This window comes from Bacillus sp. PK5-006 (assembly GCF_054161415.1).
In genome coordinates this window covers 3435405-3451645 of record NZ_CP096414.1, presented here as the reverse complement: position 1 = coordinate 3451645, position 16241 = coordinate 3435405, and the positions used below count along the sequence as shown (strand labels likewise).

15 protein-coding genes are annotated in these 16241 nt (G+C 42.7%); 13 read left to right on the top strand and 2 right to left on the bottom strand.

Annotation, left to right across the window (positions count from 1 at the left end; all coding sequences use genetic code 11):
* Positions 1–12: 12 nt before the first annotated feature.
* Both M1D84_RS17515 and M1D84_RS17510 read right to left on the bottom strand, forming a co-directional pair.
* Positions 13–1053 carry an acyltransferase family protein gene (locus tag M1D84_RS17515; protein ID WP_458106353.1) on the bottom strand — a complete coding sequence of 347 codons (1041 nt, stop codon included), beginning with the start codon at positions 1051–1053 and terminating at the stop codon, positions 13–15.
* A 211-nt stretch (positions 1054–1264) separates the two neighbouring features.
* Complete coding sequence (locus M1D84_RS17510) at positions 1265–2257, bottom strand: LLM class flavin-dependent oxidoreductase (protein ID WP_458106352.1); 993 nt, start codon at positions 2255–2257, stop codon at positions 1265–1267.
* A gap of 412 nt (positions 2258–2669) precedes the next feature.
* Between M1D84_RS17510 and M1D84_RS17505 the strand changes: the two genes are divergently transcribed.
* From M1D84_RS17505 to M1D84_RS17445, 13 genes are all read left to right on the top strand, one after another.
* Entirely contained in the window at positions 2670–3272 is a 603-nt protein-coding gene (locus tag M1D84_RS17505) for a TerD family protein (protein ID WP_024427228.1), read from the top strand.
* 20 nt (positions 3273–3292) lie between these two features.
* A complete protein-coding gene (locus M1D84_RS17500) occupies positions 3293–3874 on the top strand; it encodes a TerD family protein (RefSeq protein WP_044333579.1) in 582 nt (193 codons plus the stop codon).
* A gap of 41 nt (positions 3875–3915) precedes the next feature.
* Positions 3916–4494 (top strand): TerD family protein, encoded by a 579-nt coding sequence (locus tag M1D84_RS17495; RefSeq protein WP_007498343.1) that lies wholly within the window; start codon positions 3916–3918, stop codon positions 4492–4494.
* A 140-nt stretch (positions 4495–4634) separates the two neighbouring features.
* Positions 4635–5414 carry a TerC family protein gene (locus M1D84_RS17490; protein ID WP_024424355.1) on the top strand — a complete coding sequence of 260 codons (780 nt, stop codon included), beginning with the start codon at positions 4635–4637 and terminating at the stop codon, positions 5412–5414.
* Positions 5415–5513: 99 nt separating this feature from the next.
* The gene (locus M1D84_RS17485) at positions 5514–6701 is read left to right on the top strand and encodes an HpcH/HpaI aldolase/citrate lyase family protein (protein WP_151040490.1); all 1188 of its coding nucleotides are present in this window, start codon (positions 5514–5516) and stop codon (positions 6699–6701) included.
* On the top strand, positions 6691–8022 hold the full coding sequence (locus M1D84_RS17480; RefSeq protein ID WP_151040648.1) for a phosphoribosyltransferase family protein: 1332 nt from the start codon (positions 6691–6693) through the stop codon (positions 8020–8022). Before M1D84_RS17485 ends, M1D84_RS17480 begins: the two co-directional genes overlap by 11 nt.
* On the top strand, positions 8015–9124 hold the full coding sequence (locus M1D84_RS17475; RefSeq protein ID WP_172881259.1) for a cysteine protease StiP family protein: 1110 nt from the start codon (positions 8015–8017) through the stop codon (positions 9122–9124). Before M1D84_RS17480 ends, M1D84_RS17475 begins: the two co-directional genes overlap by 8 nt.
* Positions 9121–9936 (top strand): HAD family hydrolase, encoded by an 816-nt coding sequence (locus M1D84_RS17470; RefSeq protein ID WP_024424351.1) that lies wholly within the window; start codon positions 9121–9123, stop codon positions 9934–9936. The genes M1D84_RS17475 and M1D84_RS17470 overlap by 4 nt, the downstream gene beginning before the upstream one ends.
* Positions 9937–10006: 70 nt before the next feature.
* Positions 10007–11623 (top strand): YceG family protein, encoded by a 1617-nt coding sequence (locus M1D84_RS17465; RefSeq protein WP_024424350.1) that lies wholly within the window; start codon positions 10007–10009, stop codon positions 11621–11623.
* 14 nt (positions 11624–11637) lie between these two features.
* A complete protein-coding gene (locus M1D84_RS17460; RefSeq protein ID WP_024427234.1) occupies positions 11638–12732 on the top strand; it encodes a toxic anion resistance protein in 1095 nt (364 codons plus the stop codon).
* Between the two features lie 399 nt (positions 12733–13131).
* Positions 13132–14397, top strand: coding sequence for a glycine/proline betaine ABC transporter ATP-binding protein OpuAA (gene opuAA / locus M1D84_RS17455; RefSeq protein WP_024424349.1), 1266 nt, complete (start codon positions 13132–13134; stop codon positions 14395–14397).
* 10 nt (positions 14398–14407) lie between these two features.
* Positions 14408–15253, top strand: coding sequence for a glycine/proline betaine ABC transporter permease subunit OpuAB (opuAB, locus tag M1D84_RS17450; RefSeq protein ID WP_024424348.1), 846 nt, complete (start codon positions 14408–14410; stop codon positions 15251–15253).
* Positions 15253–16134 carry a glycine betaine ABC transporter substrate-binding protein gene (locus M1D84_RS17445; protein ID WP_341080285.1) on the top strand — a complete coding sequence of 294 codons (882 nt, stop codon included), beginning with the start codon at positions 15253–15255 and terminating at the stop codon, positions 16132–16134. Before opuAB ends, M1D84_RS17445 begins: the two co-directional genes overlap by 1 nt.
* The last annotated feature ends 107 nt before the right edge of the window (positions 16135–16241 follow it).

Here is a 16241-nt window from a genome sequence, read left to right as displayed (position 1 = left end):
ACATCCGCCTGTTCATCCGGCGGATGTTTTTTGTTCGTAGCGTTGAGCGGCTTTGGCTGGTTTGCCGAGCAGCACCGGGTACTTGCTCAGGAAGGAGATACATGGCACCATGAGCAGCAATGTGCCAATCGTATAAAAAAGTGTCCAAGAGAGCTGTGCTGTATCAGTAATATTGATACCGAGTCCATAAAAAACAAATGCTTTCATGATATCGATGCCGGCAAACTGCAAGACAAGAATGACAATAGAATTACGTCCTAGATACGTCAAAATAGGGGATGTTTTCAATTTAAAGCTTAAATAAATCACGGCAGCTGAACCGAGCAGAGCACATGCATAGAAAATAAAGAGATCACCGTAGTCGTTGACGCGCATATCGATCCGTGAATTAAAGCTTTGCATGTACGCCGTTAGCACAAGCAGACCTGTACATAAAAGAAGGGTTGGATCTGTTTTTAATTCCACAAACCATTGCTTTGCTAAAAATCCAATCGAATAAAACACAACAGCCGTCAAGGCGACATTGGCGTTCCAAGGAAGACTTTGATCTAAAAGCAAGGTAGAGGCATATCCAGCACCTCCGCAAAGAACAGTTAGCAAGATCACGGCAGCAGGTTTTCCTTTAGAAAGACGATGCATAAAGAAAAATAAAATTTCCACTAAAAAGAGCGTCGTTAAAAACCAAATCGCTGGGTTATGTGTGAGTCTTGCTTCATCTGCATTGGATATGAAAATACCTGTAAACGGAACGAAAGGATCAATATCCGTTTGTCCCTTGAATGCGAAAAAACGGGTAACGGAGAACCAAAATACATACGTAATGATGGAGAAATAGAGATAGGGCAAGAGTAAGCTTTTGGCTTTTTTCTGAATAAATGACAAAGCAGGGGATGAGGATGATCGAAACATCATGCCTGATAGTAAAAAGAAAAGCGGCATATGAAAAGAGTAAATGAATTGCTTGAGCGAATCTGGAATGGGCACATGCGCCATGACCACGAGCAGAATGCCAATTCCTTTAGCTGCATCAACCCAATCGAGTCTCTTTTTCATGTCTGTCATCTCCTTCTTTCTCAGCTTCGTAAACCGTTCTTTGAATATGTACCTCTACTATATAAAAGGTACACCTCTTATGCGTTTACAGTTCGCTAACGATTAGAAGACACATTTGCGATCAGATGACAGACGGAAGGATTTTGACATCTTGATGTTACATTTCCCATTTTTTATGACAATGTAAAAAAAGAAGCCTGAAAAGCTGGCTTCAAAATAATTCTGCTATTCGTTTGTAGGAGCGTTGTTTTTCGATCGGATCAAAGGAATTGTTCAGAATCATGATGTCATTCGTTTGATAGCGTTCTATCAAGGTCTGTAATTGCTCTTTCACCGTTTTCTTCGAGCCGACAATCATCCGCTGGCGGTTTTGCAGCACTTTTTTCTTTTCCTGTGTGGTGTAGTGATAGGCGCTTGCTTCTTCTATAGAAGGAACGCGGCTGTCCAGTCCTTTTTCAACACGAAGCAGCCATAAATCTGTACTGCTGGCGATTCGGTCTGCTTCTTCATCTGTTTTACCGCAGATGACAAAGATGGCAAACATAGATTGTGGCTGCCTAGAAAAGACAGATGGAGAAAAGTGTGATCGATACGTCTCAAATGCTTGTTTGCCGCGTGCAGGATGAATAAAGTGGCCAAAAATATAGTTGATTCCAAGCTCCGCCGCCTGTATGGCACTATTTTCTCCTAGTCCAAGCAGCCAAACCGGAGGATGAGCATCAACAAGCGGAGCAGCTTTCACGCCTGCATGCGGATGACCAGAAGGCAGGCTGTCTGATAAGTAAAAAAGAAGGTCCTTCAGCTGGCGGTCAAACTGAGACAGATCTTTAGGCACGCCGTCCGTCAAAGCGAGCCTCGTCCTTTCGATCCCGCCTGGAGATTTGCCGACACCAATCTCAATCCGTCCAGGATAAAGGGCTTCAAGCTGCCGCGTGACCTCTGCTACTTTAAAAGGACTGTACTGAGGAAGTAAAATACCGCCAGATCCGGTACGCAAGGTCGTTGTATGAGCCGCAATATGAGCCATTAATATTTCAGGCGCTGTACTAGCGAGCCCCCTTGTGCTGTGGTGTTCAGCGAACCAATAGCGCTCATACCCAAGCGTTTCAGCCAGCTGAGCCAACTGCGTTGTATGAATCAATGTCTCCTGAGCAGACTGACCTTTAGGAATGGCGACTTGATCTAATATATGAAGTGATGGCATCATCAACATCCTTTCATCAACATGCTGAATATAAGTATAAAGAAATCCATGGATGGAAGGAAACGAAAGGATTTATCCTTTGAACACATGCTTTTATCTTTTCTATATCAACATATGAAACCACATCTTACGCTCCTTATCAGCAAGAGCTGTTCATCGGGAACTTTCGACAATGTTTCACATGAAACACTTCATTAACGACATGAACCATTCCAATGTGCATCTTTCGTTAAAAAAATATAAAGTGTTTGAAACCTATCTTGAACATAGATCGTATATACTAGTAAATAGAAAAAAGAGTAAGAGGCTCCAATGTCATTTCATGAATTTTGTCGAATTTTCATGTATGATGATTTTAATAGGGTCCATCGCTTAATAAATAGATTTTTATTATGCTGGAGGAGTGATTGATTTGGCGATTACATTAGAAAAAGGTCAACGTATTGATTTAACAAAAGGGAAAACAGGGCTAACAAATATTCTTGTTGGACTTGGCTGGGACCCTGTATCACAAGGCGGCGGATTTTTAGGAAAGCTGTTTGGCGGCGGAGGCGGCGCTGATGTTGATTGTGATGCTTCAGTGCTCATGCTGAAAAATGATAAGTTTACGGAAAATAAAGATTTGATTTATTTTGGCAACCTAAAGAGCAAATGCGGCAGTGTTGAGCATACAGGTGACAACCTGACTGGCGAAGGAGACGGAGATGATGAACAAGTCCTTGTCAACTTGAGCAAGGTGCCGGGTAATGTGAATAAATTGGTGTTTGTCGTCAACATTTATGATGCCCTTAGAAGGAACCAACACTTTGGTATGATTCAAAATGCTTACATCCGTATCGTTGATCGTTCAAACAATCAAGAATTAGTGAAATATAATTTAAAAGATGATTATGCAGGAAAAACATCATTAATCGTCGGGGAGCTTTATCGTCACGAGAATGAGTGGAAGTTTGCGGCGCTTGGAAATGGTACAAATGATGCGAAGCTTGCAGATATTACGAGAAACTATATTTAAACAGAAGGGAGAGGTTCCTAGTGGGAATTTCTTTAGCGAAAGGTCAAAAAATTGATTTAACAAAAACGAATCCGGGTTTAACAAAAGTAGTCGTCGGTCTTGGCTGGGACGTCAATAAGTATGACGGCGGACATGACTTTGATCTAGACGCAAGTGTATTCCTTTTAGATGCGTCAGGTAAAGCAAGCTCTCCATCTGACTTTGTCTTTTACAACCAAACAACTGGCGGAGGCGGCAGTGTCGTACATACAGGCGATAACCGCACTGGCGAAGGGGACGGAGATGACGAGCAGGTCAATGTTGACCTTGCAGCTGTACCAGCAAGTATTGAGAAGATTTCATTTGTCATTACAATTCATGATGCAGAAGCGCGCAGTCAAAATTTCGGACAAGTGTCTAACGCATATGTACGTATTTTAAATGCAGCATCGAATGAAGAACTCATTCGCTACGATTTGGCAGAGGATTTCTCAATTGAGACAGCCATTATTGTAGGTGAATTATACCGTCACGGCGGGGAATGGAAATTCTCAGCTGTCGGATCAGGCTATCAAGGCGGTCTTGCCCGCATTGCAACGGACTTTGGCTTAGATATCGGATAACGCAATAGTTTCCTATTTTCAAAGACAGGAGAGATACGAATATGGCGATTCAGCTTTCAAAAGGACAACGTGTCGATTTAACCAAAACCAACCCAGGGCTGACGAAAGTGATGATCGGTCTTGGCTGGGATACGAATAAATATTCTGGCGGAGCCGAATTTGATTTGGACGCTTCGGCTTTCTTGGTGGATGCAAACAATCGTTGTCAGCAAGATACAGATTTTGTGTTCTATAATAACCTTCAGCATCCGAGCGGCAGTGTCACTCATACAGGTGATAACCGTACGGGTGAAGGAGATGGAGATGACGAGCAAATTCTCGTTGATTTCTCGAAAATTCCTGCTAACATTGATCGTATCGGAATTACAGTTACGATCCATGATGCAGAGGCGCGCAGCCAGAATTTTGGACAAGTCTCTAATGCATTTGTTCGTGTTGTAAATGAAGAGGGCGGGGAAGAATTGATTCGCTTCGATTTAGGCGAAGACTTCTCAATTGAAACAGCTGTTGTGGTATGTGAATTGTACCGACACGGAAGTGATTGGAAGTTTAACGCGATCGGAAGCGGATTCTCTGGCGGACTTGCAGCTCTTTGTCAAAATTATGGGTTAGAAGTGTAAATAAGAGAAACAAATCAGTTCAAGAGATGCTGTCAAAAGCTCATATGAGGGCCTTTTCCTAAGTGAGAAAGAAACAGTGATCAAGAATAGCAGCAGGCGAAAGCCTGCTGATGCTTCTACACTTATAGGAGGAAAACCAGTTGGACATTTTGAAACATATGTTGGATACATATGCCTCGTTTTTTGATTGGCATATGTGGGCAGAGGTATTAACAGACCCTGTCTCTTGGGGGCTTATTGGGACTCTTGTCGTGCTTGAAGGATTGTTATCAGCAGATAACGCACTTGTATTAGCTGTGATGGTGAAACATCTACCAGAAAAGCAGCGTAAAAAGGCATTAACCTACGGATTAATTGGCGCTTATTTCTTCCGTTTTCTATTCATTGGCGTAGGGATGCTGCTTATTAAGTTCTGGTGGATTAAGGTTCTTGGAGCTGCTTACTTAGCATGGCTTGTTATTAAGCACTTCTGGTTAGGTGACGGCGATGATGAAGCGAAGGAACTGAAAAAAGAAGGCTGGTTGATTCGAGTCTTTGGTGTGTTCTGGGCAACTGTTATTTCTGTTGAAATTATGGACCTTGCCTTCTCGGTTGATAGTATTCTTGCAGCATTCGCTGTATCTGAGGAAGTATGGATTCTACTATTAGGCGGAATGCTTGGAATTCTCATGATGCGTACAGTCGCGCAGTTATTCCTTGTTCTCATTGACCGTATTCCAGAGCTTGAGAATACAGCGTTTATTCTCATCGGGATCATTGCGATCAAAATGGGCTTGAGTGCTGCTCACATTGAAATCCCGCATCTTGTATTCTTTGCGATTATTATCCTAGCATTTATCGGAACGTTTATCGTTCATAAAATCAATAAAAAGAAACATCAAGAAGTGACAAACGAAGCTGCGGCTTCAAAAGAAGAATAGGACGATCAAAAAGGAATGGAGTTGATTAGCGGCTCCATCCTTTTTTGAATCATCAAGTCATTTGTTCGATTTTCTCTCAACAACAGGAGGTGGCACAGCATGCGGTATTTTCAGTTTTTATCAGAGGCGAGGCAGCACGATATTTTTTTCAAACGGCCGGGGGCGATGCATTTGATGACGCCAAGGCACGTACTTGCGCATGCATTAGGTGCTACTTTGTATATGCCTGCGACAAGACAGGATATAGCAGCCATGCTGCTGTCGCAGAAATATGAAGCGCTTTGCTCTGTTGTATTTTGTTTAGAGGATGCCATCGGTGATCAAGAAGTGGAAATGGCTGAACAGAATCTAGTGGTACAACTCGCCAAACTGTCGGACAAATTAACGCATACACCTGAAATGGCTGAACAAATGCCGCTTTTATTTATTCGGGTTCGTTCGCCGAAGCAGCTGCTGAAAATGGCAGATTTGCTTGGTCCATCTCTTCGTTTATTGACGGGTTTTGTATTTCCAAAGTGTTCTATTCATAATGCGAAGGATTATTTGGACAGCTTGAAACAGGCGTCCGCACAAACGAAGACAACGCTGTACGGTATGCCCATTTTGGAAACACCCGATTTATTAGAAAAAGAAACAAGATATACGGTGCTGTCTAAGTTAAAGCAGATCATGCTGAATGATGAAGAATATATTTTGAATATTCGTATTGGGGCAACTGATCTTTGCGGCTTATATGGCATTCGCCGTGATCGCGACACCACCATCTATGAAATCAGATTGATTGCTGATTTGATCACAGATATTATCAATTATTTTGGCCGTTCCTTTGTTGTATCAGGTGCTGTATGGGAGCATTTTGGCCCTGCAGGAAAGGAACAAAAACCATTCATCCGTGCGCTTTCTAAGGGCGGTGAGCTGTCCTTATCTGAATTCGATGACGTACAAGGTTTACTCAAAGAGACAAGACTCGATGTAGCCAACGGCATACATGGAAAGACAGTGATCCATCCAACACATCTCAAGCCAGTGCAAAGCATGTACGTTGTGACAAAGGAAGAGTACTTGGATGCATTAAGCATTCTAGAACATGCTGACGGCACAGTTGGCGTGATGAAGAGTGCTTTCTCTAATAAGATGAATGAAACAAAGCCGCATTACAGGTGGGCAGAGCATATTTTAATGAAGTCAGACATTTACGGGGTGTTTCATGAAAATAGAAGCTATATCGACATACTCACAGAATCAGAAGCAGCATACGCTGAACATCTTGGAACATATGGAGGTTGAGCTTGATCTCAAAGAAGGTGCACTCCAGCTGGAAAAAGAGCATCTTTTTGAGATGGCGGCAAGGGTGAACAAAAAAAGAGCCTTTTTATTCGTGAGTAAGGTGCTTGGAAAGCATATTCCTGTTCATCCAGTAAAACCGCTTCTTGTCTCGGGTCTTTTAGCGATGGCATATGCCAAAGAGCAAACGGGACAGACGCCCCCGCACCAAGATCTTCTTGTAGAGGCACTCAAGACGGATGATTACACGGTGTTAACGGCAGCCTATGAAACACTCAAAAAAGAAAAGCTTTCAGCTGGCAATGAGCCTGTCGTCATCGGCTTTGCGGAAACAGCAACAGCCCTTGGACATGGTGTGTATGATGTGATAGAAGGCGCATCATACATTCATACGACACGTGAACAGCTGCTGGATCTTGACCCGTCATTGGTATTTGAAGAAGAACATTCGCATGCAACAGATCAGCTTTGTTATGCAGACGAAGCATTCCTTCGCACAGACCGCCCCATCGTGTTAGTAGATGATGAAGTCACGACAGGCCGTACCAATATCAACATCATTCGTGACCTTCATGCAAAGTATCCAAGGCATTCTTATACCATTCTTTCCATTTTGGACTGGCGGATGGAGGAGCATGAGAAAGCCATGAGCCAGCTTGAAGAGGAGCTTGGAATTCACATCACATCATTGTCTTTATTAAAAGGGCAGATGATTTTTCGAGGCAAAACGCTCGATGAGCCAGCTTATTCGTATGAGATTGCGGAGCAAGAGAAGCAGCCAAGTCTCTCTTTTCACTCTCTTCAACCTTTCTTTAAGCAAGTGCCCTATTCACTTTCTCATGCAGCAAATTCGGCAGGTCATTCGCCATATATACATGAAACGGGTCGTTTTGGTTTAAATGCAGCAGATACGGAAGCGCTCGACCAAGCAGCTGCTAAAGCGGGATTGAGGCTGCGGCAGGAACGCAAAGGAAAACAAACACTCTGCTTAGGGACAGGTGAGCTGATGTATGTGCCGATGAGACTGTCTGCACACATGGGGGAAGGCGTTCTCTTTCATTCAACAACGAGAAGCCCTATTCACCCAGTCGATAAGGATGGATACGCTGTCCAAAATGGGTTTACCTTTATGAATCCAGAGGATGCCCGAATTCAGCACTACGTGTACAACATTCCAAAAGGTGAATATGATGATGTATTTCTCTTTTTTGAGAAAAAGGTTTCTCAGGAGGCATTGCTTCCGCTTGTTCACTTATTTGCTGAGCGGCATGTGAAGCATGTGCATATTGTGACTTTATCAGACGAGGTGAAGGTGAATGGCTAATGTGTATACAAAGATGGGGAGCTATCCAGAGCAGGATGTAACCTTCTTACTCAAAGATTTATCCTCTATTGAGATGGAGAAAAGTACAGAAGAGCGGGAGCGTTCGATTCAGAGCGGCGCGCATTATTCAGAAATGCTGCCAATTGAGTACAAACCAACGGCATCTTATATGACTTTATTCTATCAATCTCTTGAAGAAAGTAAGGAAAAGGTAGCAGAAGCAGTAGCTGTTGTAGCAGAACAGATTGTGAAGAAGCGAGGTTTCCAAACCGTGCTTTGCAGTTTGGCGCGTGCAGGGACACCGATCGGGGTGCTGATCAAACGATATATTCGAAAGGCGTATGGTGTCGATCTGCCTCATTACAGCATCTCTATTATTCGCGACCGCGGAATAGACGAGAATGCACTGCATTATATGCTGAAAGAACATCCAGGTTTTGAAATTGCTTTTATCGATGGATGGACTGGAAAAGGGGCGATTTCGAAAGAGCTCCAAAAAGCTGTTCTTGATTTTGAAAAAAAGTATGGTGTACGTCTCTCGAGTGAGCTGGCTGTGCTGGCAGACCCCGGCTATTGTACACATGTATACGGAACGAGGGAGGACTTTCTCATTCCAAGTGCCTGCCTGAATTCGACAGTATCAGGGCTTGTCAGTCGTACGGTATTAAACAACCGCTGGATCAATGCCGATGATTTCCATGGGGCAAAGTATTATAAAGAGCTACTTGATGAAGATGTGTCCAATCTATATGTGGATACAATTGAAGAAGCATTTTCCAGCCTCGGACCAAATGTACAAGAGAAAGCAGAAACCATACTTACGCAAGGAGCACCGGCAGATTGGCGGGGAATGGCATCCATTGAAGCAATCGGTCAGGAGTTTCAAATTGAAAATACCCACTTGATTAAGCCGGGTGTTGGTGAAACGACCCGCGTGCTGCTTAGAAGAATCCCTTGGAAAATCTTGATTCAGCCTGAATCTCAGGAGAAGCTGAAGCATATCTTGCTTTTGGCAGAGGACAGAGGTGTTCCTGTCATTGAATATGCCAATATGTCTTACACGTGCTGCGGGTTAATTCGTCCGCTGGAGCAAACGTCATGAAGACATTTGCATTTGCCAGTGATTTAGACAGGACGCTGATTTACTCACATCGAGTGCTTGACCAGTATGCGTATGAAGGAGAGTATGATTTAGTTGAGGTGCTGGACGAACGGCCGCTTTCCTATATGTCTGTTAAAACGAAAAAATCTTTGCAGACGATTCATCAATCAGGCTGGTTCATTCCAGTGACGACAAGAACAACCGCACAGTATGAACGAATCACCTTCTTTGAGCAAGAGCTTAAACCGGAGTATGCCGTGACAACAAATGGGGGCTGTATTCTTCACCATGGCAAGCCGCTTGAGGATTGGCAGGCCATTGTTGATGAGAGACTTAGGGAGTGTATGCCAGTCAGAGAGATGCTGAGGGCGATCTCGGAACTTCCGGTTGCGGCATGGGTGAAGCGTACCCGTACAGCAGAGGGAAGATTTCTTTATTTAATTATGAAAGAGGAGTATCTATCTCACATTCCGCTTGCTGAATTGAAGCTGTGGGGCGAGGAGAGAGGCTGGCAGGTTTCTCTTCAGGGACGGAAGCTTTATTTTATTCCACAGCCGCTTAATAAGTGGGATGCTGTTGCTTTTCTAAAGGACAGGCTGCAGCTTGAATACGTCTATGGTGCGGGTGATTCTCTGTTAGATGCAGGGCTCATTCGTCAATCAGATATGGGCTTTGCCCCAAGGCATGGAGAAGTTCTGGACTTTGACCCATCACTTGAGCCGACAGCAGCATCTGGCATGGCCGCAGCGGATGAAATCACCGCTTCTGTCATCGATCAGATGATGAACGCAAAAAAGCCTTCGATTCGATAGCAGAAGTAGAAGACTGAATGATATGATAGTAGTAGCTTTCGAGAAAATATAGGAGAAAGGAAGGAGCGGCGTGAGTTATAAAGAAATCAATGTCACCCATACACGGGCGGAGCAGGAAGCCTGGAAAAATGTGCTGAAAAAGCCGCTCCCTGAAAGAGACGGTTATGTAAAGGACGAGCATACGTTGTCCTTGCCGCGTCTCGCCGCCCGGGTCCTTGGAACTCCGCATGATGCAACCGATTATTTTATTTATTTACATGAATTATACGAAACAGACGGCATGCATATTTTAAGTGAAACACTCAATCGTCATATTGAGCCGGAGCATTTTCAAGCGCTGCAGCGTATTCATTTGATTAACCAAGAAGAAAAGGGATTGTCCGTGAATCGCTTTGTTGCTTTTTTAGATGGTGAACAGCTGATTGTACGCCATCCAAACCCTGTGATGAACCGGCATATCCGTCTTTCATTGATCAAGGTATTTGAGCATTTCAAGCAGCTGCACGAGGGTGGATTTCAGCATCCTGATTTCCGCCGGGTCCTGCTGGATGTCGTGAAGTTTTCAAATAACCATCTAGGTCCATGGCTGAAGGAAGTCAATATCGAAGAAAAAATGCCGGCTGTCATTTGGTATGGAGAGGCGAATAAAAGTCAGCTTTATTTTCTTTACTATGTCATGCTGATTGGCTGTGATGTTGTGCTATTTCATCCAGAAGGCGAGGATTCGTTCCGCGAATTAGATCCAGAAGAAAAGCTGACTTTTATTGATCAGTACCCGGGGACTTCAAAGCTTGAGCCGTTCCCTACTGAAAAGCCTGAGAGGAAATCAACGGTGGCGTACCGCTCGACAAGAGAGCTTGAAGAGGTGCTTCACACGGAAGATTCAATGCTGTATAAGCCGTGGCAATTCAGAGATCATACTCCTCATTCTATTACACTGAAGACCACGTATGATGAGCTGTTTTTAATTGCAAAGGAACGATCCTTTATCCGCCCGAATTTTAAAGCAGACCGGGACACGATACAGATTCCGAATCTTTTTGCGAAAATGATGGGTGTCACACGAGACAAGCGTGAATACTGGGATCGCATTCACACGTTAATGGAGGGGAAAGAGACGAAGACCATTCGCCATTTTCCTTTTACGAAAGAAGTGACTTCGAATTATCAATTTCATTATCAGCATGCACTTTCTTCTAATGGAGAGATTGATCCTGACTTATTAATGAAAAGCAATGTGTGGCAGTTTTCTCATCTATATGAGGGCACGCAGCGTGCGATAGCAGAGGCGATATCTCGAATCTGTCAGCATCCGAAGCTATTAAAAGAAGGCAATGAAACCGAATTAGATGTCCGTATTTATTTATTCAAGCAGGTTCTGCATTTAAGCCAGGATCTCATTGAACTGATTCAAACCTTTGATTACGCACAAACCGTACCGAAAGTGATTTTATACCATACGGAATATAATGGAGAGCTGACTCGTTCTGATGCGGCCGCCCTGATTTTCCTAAATGAAATGGGTGTGGATCTCTTCGTATATCATCCGGCGGGATATCAGTGTATCGAACGGTATATCGATGACCAACTATTTGATACCCATTGGCTTGATGAGATGGTCATGAACCAGGAGTTTAAAGAGCCGTCCATCGTTAGAAAGTTATTTCAATCCATTAAAAACCGATAAGGAGATCAAAGCTTATGACAAATACAAACGGAAATGACATCATTTCAATTGATAAAGAGGAAATCACGATTGAGAAGGCAGACGATATTCGCGTTCAGCTTCGAAACGAACCAGAAGTGCAAAATATTGCGAGACAGATCGATGCGAAAAATCAGCTGGAACTTCTTGAATACGGAAAACAGCCGGCCGTTGAAATCTCTAAGTTCTCTGATCGTATCCTTTCAATGATGCGTTCAACAAGCGTCACTGACTCAGGAACAATGCTGACGCAGCTTGGTAAGATTATGGATCGCTTTGATAAAAATGATTTTGACGAACCGAAGGGTGGTTTGTTGTCAAAAATCTTTAAGCGCGGCGGCAGCATGATCGAAAAGATTTTTAGTAAATATCAAACGCTCGGTGCAGAAATTGAAAAAATTAATGTGGAAATTAGTAAATATAAAGATGAAATGACCAAATCGACTGTGACGCTTGAAGAAATGTATGAGCATAACATTCAATACTATTTGGAGCTGGAAAAGTATGTCGTAGCCGGTCAAATGAAAATCGAAGAATTAAAACAATTGGTTCCTTCATATGAAGAAAAAGCAGCTAGTGGAAACCAGCTGGCACAAATGGAGCTTGATACGCTTCGTAATGGCATTCAAGCGCTTGAAGAGCGTGTGTATGACCTTGATATGGCACGAATGGTGGCGCTTCAAACGGCACCGCAAATCCGTTTGCTTCAGCGTGGGAATACGAAATTAATCGGTAAAATCAACTCTGCCTTCATCATCACGATTCCAATTTTCAAAAATGGGATCATTCAAGCTGTTACAGCGAAGAGACAAAAGCTTGTGGCTGATTCTATGAGTGAGCTGGATAGAAGAACAAATGAAATGCTGAAACGAAATGCTGAAAACATTTCAAGTCAAAGTGTGGAGATTGCCAAATTATCTGGCCGTCCAAGCATCGACATTGAAACGATCGAATCTTCCTTTAATACAATTGTACAAGGGATGAAAGAGACGAAACAGATTGAAGAAGAGAACAAGCGATTACGCGAAGATGGAACAAAACGTATGCTTGAGCTTCAAGATAATATTAAGCGGGCTGCCCTAGAGTCCTAAAAAAACAAGCTGTCTGTAACTAAAGTTGCAGGCAGTTTTTTTATGAATTTAAATAAAATTTGAGGAAAAAGGTTTTTATGTGACCATTTTCGGGTAAATCCTGTTAAGGGGAATGGTTCGCCCATGATTCAAAAAACCGCTATGACGAGGATTCGACTTATTTTTTAGCACAATTAGGAATTTCCAGTAAAATATTGTCTGATGAGAGGAAATACCCCGTAAAATATGTAGTTTATGAAGCATTCTATAGGATTTACGAGTAATACGGCGTATAAACTCTAATGACCAGACCTCTATATGGAATTCATACATATTGTGGGGAAATAAGCGAATTCTAAAGATTGTTCGCATCATAACGCTTATGTTACGGTTATAAAGATGCTAATTTGGAGGGAAAATATGAATTCTGAAGAGAGAAATATCAAAATCAAGATAAATAATGTATCTAAAATTTTCGGTAAAAATGCTAAAAAAGCATCTCAAATGCTTGAAAAAGGGAAAACAAAAAGAGAGATCCTAAAAGAGACCGGCGCAACAGTTGGTGTCAATCGAGCAAATTTTGATGTGTATGACGGCGAGATATTTGTCATCATGGGGCTATCAGGGAGCGGAAAGTCCACACTTGTGCGGATGCTAAACAGGTTAATCGAACCAACCTCCGGTGAAATATATATTGATGGGGATATGATAACAAATATGTCAAAGGATCAATTGCGTGAAGTCAGACGGAAAAAGATCAGCATGGTTTTCCAAAACTTCGCATTGTTCCCGCACCGTACAATTCTTGAGAACACTGAGTATGGTCTTGAATTGCAAGGTGTCGATAAAGAAGAGCGCAGACCAAAAGCGCTTGAATCTTTAAAGCTTGTTGGACTTGAAGGCTTTGAAGAGCAATATCCAAATCAATTAAGTGGTGGTATGCAGCAGCGTGTTGGATTGGCACGTGCGTTAGCAAATGACCCTGACATTTTATTAATGGATGAAGCATTCAGCGCACTAGATCCATTAATTCGTAAAGATATGCAGGATGAATTGCTTGAGCTTCATACATCTGTAGGAAAAACGATCATTTTCATTACCCATGATTTAGATGAGGCGCTTCGTATTGGTGACCGCATTGTCCTCATGAAGGATGGAAATATCGTTCAAATCGGAACACCAGAAGAAATTCTGATGAACCCATCGAATGAATATGTTGAACGCTTCGTTGAAGATGTTGACCTTTCTAAAGTATTAACCGCTGGTCATATTATGAAACGTGCAGAAACAGTTCAGATCGATAAAGGGGCACGTGTTGCGCTTACGCTCATGAAAAACCTTGGGATTTCGTCTATCTATGCAGTAGATAAGAAAAAGCATTTATTAGGTGTCATTTCTGCCCAAGCAGCGAAAAAGGCAGCAGAAACGGGAGCGTCACTTGAAACGGTTCTCGATAAAGAATTTACGACAGTGTTGGAATCTACGTATTTGACAGAGATCTTTGATGCGGTGTCTGATGCGAATATTCCGATTGCCGTTGTCGATGAGAAAAACAGAATGAAGGGCATTGTGGTCAGAGGTGCATTGATTGGTGCATTATCAGGAAATGATGAGTATATCAACATGTCTTCTAACAAGCTAGAGGAAATTAAAGCACAAGAGCCTTCTGCACAGGAGGTAGAATAAGATGTTTAGTATGAGTGATTTACCTAGAATTCCGTTTGCGGAATATATCGATCAATTTGTTGACTGGTTAACATTAACGTTTGGTGGTTTCTTTGATGGCATCACAAATGGATTAGCAGGAACAGTAAATGGGATTGTGGCAGCACTTGGCGTCATTCCATCCATTATTTTAACCCTTATCTTTGCCGGCATTGCCTGGTGGATTAGTACAAGAGGAGTTGCTCTTTTCACACTTATTGGATTTTTACTGATCGACTATTTAGGCTACTGGCATCCAATGCTTCAAACACTTGCACTCGTTTTGACCGCTGTGGTCATTTCCATTGTGATCGGGGTTCCGATCGGTATTTGGGCATCACAGAAGGAAACTGTGCGTAAAATTGTGACACCTATTTTAGATTTAATGCAGACAATGCCTGCATTCGTTTATCTATTACCAGCGATCTTCTTCTTTAATATTGGGGTTGTTCCTGGGGTTGTGGCATCGGTTATTTTCTCCATGCCGCCAACGATTCGTATGACCATTCTCGGTATTAAACAAGTACCAGCTGATTTAATTGAAGCTACCGAAGCATTTGGTTCAACGACATTCCAGCGTTTATTCAAAGTTCAGCTTCCACTTGCAACAAAAACCATCTTAGCTGGTATTAACCAAAGTATCATGCTGGCTCTATCAATGGTCGTCATTGCGGCAATGGTAGGTGCACCAGGACTTGGTTCAGAAGTATATAGTGCGGTAACGCAGCTGAAAACAGGTATTGGTTTTGAAGCAGGTATTGCCATTGTGATTGTGGCGATTACACTTGACCGTATTACACAAAACATTAAAACGAAAAAATCCAGGGGGAATGCTTAATGTGGAAAAAGTCTCTCTACATTGGGATGACCGCCCTGCTTGTCTTTTTACTAGCCGCTTGCGGTGCGCAGACAGATTCAAATGCGAGTGCCGCACAGCAGGTGAATAAAACCATTATCGGAATCGATCCTGGTTCAGGGATTATGGCACTGACAGATCAAGCGAAAAAGGATTACGGCTTAGAGGATTGGACGGTTGTGTCTGCATCAAGTGCAGCCATGACGGCAACGCTTAAAAAATCTTACGACCGTAAAAAGCCAATCATCATCACTGGATGGAATCCACACTGGATGTTTTCCCGCTATGATTTAAAATATTTAGATGATCCAAAAAAATCTTACGGTGAAGCGGAAGAAATTCATACGATTTCACGTAAAGGCTTTGCAAAGGATCAGCCGGAAGCAGCCAAAATGCTTAGTCAGTTTAAATGGTCTCAAGATGACATGGGCGAAGTCATGATTGATATCCAAGATGGTGTGAAACCAAAGGATGCCGCCTTAAAATATGTGAAAAAACATAAAGACCAAGTAGCGAAATGGACAAAAGGCGTGAAAAAGTCGAATGGTGGAAAAGTCAATCTGGCCTATGTTGCATGGGATAGTGAGATTGCAAGTACCAATGTTGCGGCAGAAGTATTGCGTGAACTCGGGTTTACGGTGACTTTGACTCAGGTTGAAGCAGGTCCAATGTGGACAGCAATTGCAACCGGAAGTGCGGATGCATCATTATCCGCTTGGCTGCCAAATACGCATAAAACGTATGCAGCGAAGTTTAAAGGGAAATATGATGACCTTGGTACAAGTATGAAAGGTCTTCGAATGGGGCTAGTTGTTCCGAAATATATGAAGAACGTAAACTCCATTGAAGATTTGAAAAAATAGTCAATGATATAGTGGTTCCCTTATAATAGAAGGGAGCATGTTGAAAAAGCAGTCTGCTCAAAAAGCGGCTGCTTTTTTCTTATATAGAAGGATGGAGTTGTCGGACG

What these genes read in the sequence shown, in the direction of transcription:
- M1D84_RS17515 (WP_458106353.1), bottom strand. Translation starts at nt 1,053, where the DNA reads ATGAAAAAGAGACTCGATTGGGTTGATGCAGCTAAAGGAATTGGCATT.
- M1D84_RS17510 (WP_458106352.1), bottom strand. Translation starts at nt 2,257, where the DNA reads ATGCCATCACTTCATATATTAGATCAAGTCGCCATTCCTAAAGGTCAG.
- M1D84_RS17495 (WP_007498343.1), top strand. Translation starts at nt 3,916, where the DNA reads ATGGCGATTCAGCTTTCAAAAGGACAACGTGTCGATTTAACCAAAACC.
- M1D84_RS17485 (WP_151040490.1), top strand. Translation starts at nt 5,514, where the DNA reads ATGCGGTATTTTCAGTTTTTATCAGAGGCGAGGCAGCACGATATTTTT.
- M1D84_RS17480 (WP_151040648.1), top strand. Translation starts at nt 6,691, where the DNA reads ATGGAGGTTGAGCTTGATCTCAAAGAAGGTGCACTCCAGCTGGAAAAA.
- M1D84_RS17475 (WP_172881259.1), top strand. Translation starts at nt 8,015, where the DNA reads ATGGCTAATGTGTATACAAAGATGGGGAGCTATCCAGAGCAGGATGTA.
- M1D84_RS17470 (WP_024424351.1), top strand. Translation starts at nt 9,121, where the DNA reads ATGAAGACATTTGCATTTGCCAGTGATTTAGACAGGACGCTGATTTAC.
- M1D84_RS17460 (WP_024427234.1), top strand. Translation starts at nt 11,638, where the DNA reads ATGACAAATACAAACGGAAATGACATCATTTCAATTGATAAAGAGGAA.
- opuAA (WP_024424349.1), top strand. Translation starts at nt 13,132, where the DNA reads ATGAATTCTGAAGAGAGAAATATCAAAATCAAGATAAATAATGTATCT.
- opuAB (WP_024424348.1), top strand. Translation starts at nt 14,408, where the DNA reads ATGAGTGATTTACCTAGAATTCCGTTTGCGGAATATATCGATCAATTT.
- M1D84_RS17445 (WP_341080285.1), top strand. Translation starts at nt 15,253, where the DNA reads ATGTGGAAAAAGTCTCTCTACATTGGGATGACCGCCCTGCTTGTCTTT.